This window comes from Streptomyces bambusae, assembly GCF_019400985.1.
Taxonomy (GTDB): Bacteria; Actinomycetota; Actinomycetes; order Streptomycetales; family Streptomycetaceae; genus Streptomyces; species Streptomyces bambusae_A.
This window is the reverse complement of record NZ_WTFF01000512.1, coordinates 1-3247: the sequence shown is the minus strand read 5'-3', so window position 1 is coordinate 3247 and position 3247 is coordinate 1. Positions and strand designations below refer to the sequence as shown.

Here is a 3247-nt window from a genome sequence, read left to right as displayed (position 1 = left end):
GGGCTGCCGATGCGGCGGCAGCCGGCACCACGGCTCCCATCGGCACTACAGCCCCCGTGGGCGCTCCGGCCCCTGTGGGCGCCACGGCTCCCGTGGGCGCTCCGGCCCCTGTGGGCGCCACGGCTCCCGTGGGCGCTCCGGCCCCTGTGGGCGCCACGGCTCCCGTGGGCGCTCCGGCCCCTGTGGGCGCTCCGGCCCCTGTGGGCGCCACGGCTCCCGTGGGCGCTCCGGCCCCCGTGGGCACCACCGCTCCCGTGGGCACCCCAGCCCCCTTGGGCGCCACCGCTCCCGTGGTCGGCCCGGCCCCCGTGCGCGGCACCGCTCCGATGGGTGGCCCGGCCTCCACGGGAAGCCTCGCCACGGGAACGGGCAGCCTCGCCCCCACGGGAATCAGGTGGTGGGCGTGAGCGAAGAGCCCGTCCCCGTCCTCGGCTCCGTCGGCAGGCCCCGCGTGCTCGCGGGGCTCGACACCCTCGCCCGCCTGGACCGGGTGTCCCACCTGACCGTCCACGGCGCACTGCCCCGCTACCGCAGGGACGAACTCGTCGACCTGGCCGAGAACATCGACCTCCGCGGCCGCGGCGGAGCCGGCTTCCCCTTCGCCCGCAAGCTGCGGGCCGTGAACCGTTCCGCCACCGCCCGCGACGGCCGCTGCGCGGTCGTCGTGAACGGCAGTGAGGGCGAGCCCAGCTGCCTGAAGGACACGGCCCTGCTGCTGAACGCCCCTCACCTGGTCCTGGACGGCGCCCTGTTGGCAGCCGCCGCACTCGGCGCCGAGGACGTCGTGGTCGGCGTCACCCGCGCGGACGTGGAGCGGTCCGTCCGCGCGGCCGTCGCCGAACGCGCCCCCGCGGGCGACCGGGTCCGCGTGGTCCGGCTGCCCGAGCGCTTCGTCACCGGCGAGAGCACCGCCATGATCGGCGGCATGAACGGCGGCCCGACCCTCCCGTCCGGGCAGAAGGTGCGCACCAGCGACCGCGGCCTGGCCGGGATGCCCACCCTGTTCTCCAACACCGAGACCTACGCCCAACTCGCCGTCGCCGCCCGCCTCGGCGCGCTGGACTACCGTACGGCCGGCCTGCCCGACGAGCCCGGCACGATCCTGCTCACCGTCGCCGGCACCACCGTCGTCGAGACCCCGGCCGGGGTGCCCCTGCCGTACGTCCTCCAGCTGTGCGGCACCGATCCGGGCCAGGGCGTGCTCGTCGGCGGGTACCACGGGCGGTGGCTGCCACCGGGCACGGCGCGCTCCGCGCTGCTGTCGCGCCGCTCGCTGGCCGCGTACGACGCCGTCCTCGGCGCGGGGGCCGTCCTGCCCCTGCCCGAGGACACCTGCCCGGCCGGCGAAGTGGCCCGGGTGGCCCGCTGGATGGCCGACGAGACGGCCGGCCAGTGCGGCCCCTGCGTACGCGGCCTGCCGGCGCTGGCCGGCGCGCTGGAGGAGGCCGTGGCCGGGGACCGGGCCGCGTTCGACCGGGTGGAGCGGCTCATGCGCGCGGTCCGCGGCCGCGGCGCGTGCAGCCACCCCGACGGGACCTCGGGCTTCGTGGCCTCGGCGCTCGCGGCCTTCCCCGACGAGTTCCGCGACCATGCCGACGGCCCCGGCTGCGGACGGCGGGTACTGGGCGCCCTTCCGCTGCCGCGGGACGAGAGCCCCGAGCGGCTCGTCGTCGACTGGACCCTGTGCCAGGGGCACGGCCTGTGCGTGGACGTACTGCCGGACGTCGTGCGGCTCGACGCGGACGGCTATCCGGCGCAGGCCGCCATGCCGGTGCCCGCCCGGCTGCGGCCCAAGGCACTGCGCGCGGTCCGGCGCTGCCCGGCCCTCGCGCTGCGCATCCAGGAATGACGGGTGGCGGGCGGCGGGTGATGGGTGACCGGCGGCGGATGACGGGTTCAATTCCCCTTCGTTCTTTGCGTGATCTGACAAATTCCGCCGCATGTGAATACGTCGCCCCGCGGACCCCTTATCAATGACCCGAGGGCGCGAAAATGCGCCGGCACCGAACGCGAACAATCCGAGGAGTCATGGTGTACCAAGGGCACCGAGAAATGTTCACCGCGGCCGCCGCCGCGGTTCTGCTGCTCACCACGGGGTGCATGGGGGGCGAGGAGAGCCGGACGTCCCCCGCGGGGAATTCCGTGAAGCCGGCCGGCGGGGCGGACTCCGGAAAGGGTTACGGCAGCGGGTACGGAAGCGGCTACGGCGAGGCCGGGGGCTCCGGCAGCGGCGACGCACCCGCCGGCGGCGCTGCCAGGACGGGCCCGGCGGGGCGGCTGACGGCGCGCGACGTCCCGGACCTGGGCCCGGTGGTCACCGACGCCGCCGGCCTGACCCTCTACCGCTTCGACAAGGACACCGACCGGCCGCCCGCCCCGACCTGCGCCGGCGACTGCGCCAAGGCCTGGCCCCCGGTGCCCGCCGGCGACGCCTCGGCGACCGGGGCGGTCGACGGTGGACTCCTCGGGGAGGTGGTCCGCTCCGACGGCACCCGCCAGCTGACCCTCTCCGGCTGGCCCGTCTACCGCTACGCCAAGGACACCAAGCCCGGTGAGGCCAAGGGCGAGGGGGTCGGCGGGACCTGGCACGCCTTCGCCCCGGACGGCAGGAAGGCGGTGGACAAGAAGGGCGGCACGGAGGCGGGCGGCGGCTCCGGAACGGACCCCGGAAAGGCAGGCACGGAATCGGGGAGCGGTGAAACGGGGGGTGCCGGAACGGGAGGCAACCAGGGCGGCGGCGGGGAAAAGGCCTCGCCCGGGCTCTCCGTCGTCCGGAATCCCCGACTCGGCGGAATTCTCACGGACGCGGCCGGGATGACGCTCTACCGCTTCGACAAGGACAGTGCCTGGCCGATGAGGATCGGCTGTGTGGGCGCCTGCCTGGACACCTGGAAGCCCGCCGAACCGGTGGACAAGGCGAATGTCTCCGGAGTTTCCCCGGGACTGGTCGGCACGGTCAAGCGCCCCGACGGCTCCCTCCAGCTGACGATCGACTGCTGGCCCGTCTACCGGTTCACGGGCGACAAGAAGCCGGGCGACACCACCGGGCACGGCAAGCAGGGCCTGTGGTGGGCCGTCACCGACACCGGCAAGAAGGCGTCGGCCGCGTAGGGAGGGTGCACACCGTGTCCGCCAAGCCCTTCCCGCCGGCCCGCCGGCGCATCCTCCCCGGCGCCGCGCGGTCCACGGCGCTGCCGGCCGCGCTGGCCGCGCTGGCGCGTGCGGGGACCGCCCGGCCCGGCTTCCG

The 3247-nt window shown here is 75.8% G+C and carries 2 protein-coding genes; both read left to right on the top strand.

The features are described 5' to 3' along the window. Positions 1-403 precede the first annotated feature (403 nt). Positions 404-1849, top strand: coding sequence for an NADH-quinone oxidoreductase subunit NuoF family protein (locus tag GPJ59_RS34905; protein ID WP_219672065.1), 1446 nt, complete (start codon positions 404-406; stop codon positions 1847-1849). A gap of 179 nt (positions 1850-2028) precedes the next feature. Beyond that, positions 2029-3111, top strand: a complete 1083-nt coding sequence (locus tag GPJ59_RS34900; RefSeq protein WP_258025383.1) for an SCO0930 family lipoprotein — start codon at positions 2029-2031, stop codon at positions 3109-3111. Positions 3112-3247 lie beyond the last annotated feature (136 nt).

Excerpts from the sequence above, each read along its gene's own strand:
- GPJ59_RS34900 (WP_258025383.1), top strand. The coding sequence starts at position 2,029 with ATGGTGTACCAAGGGCACCGAGAAATGTTCACCGCGGCCGCCGCCGCG.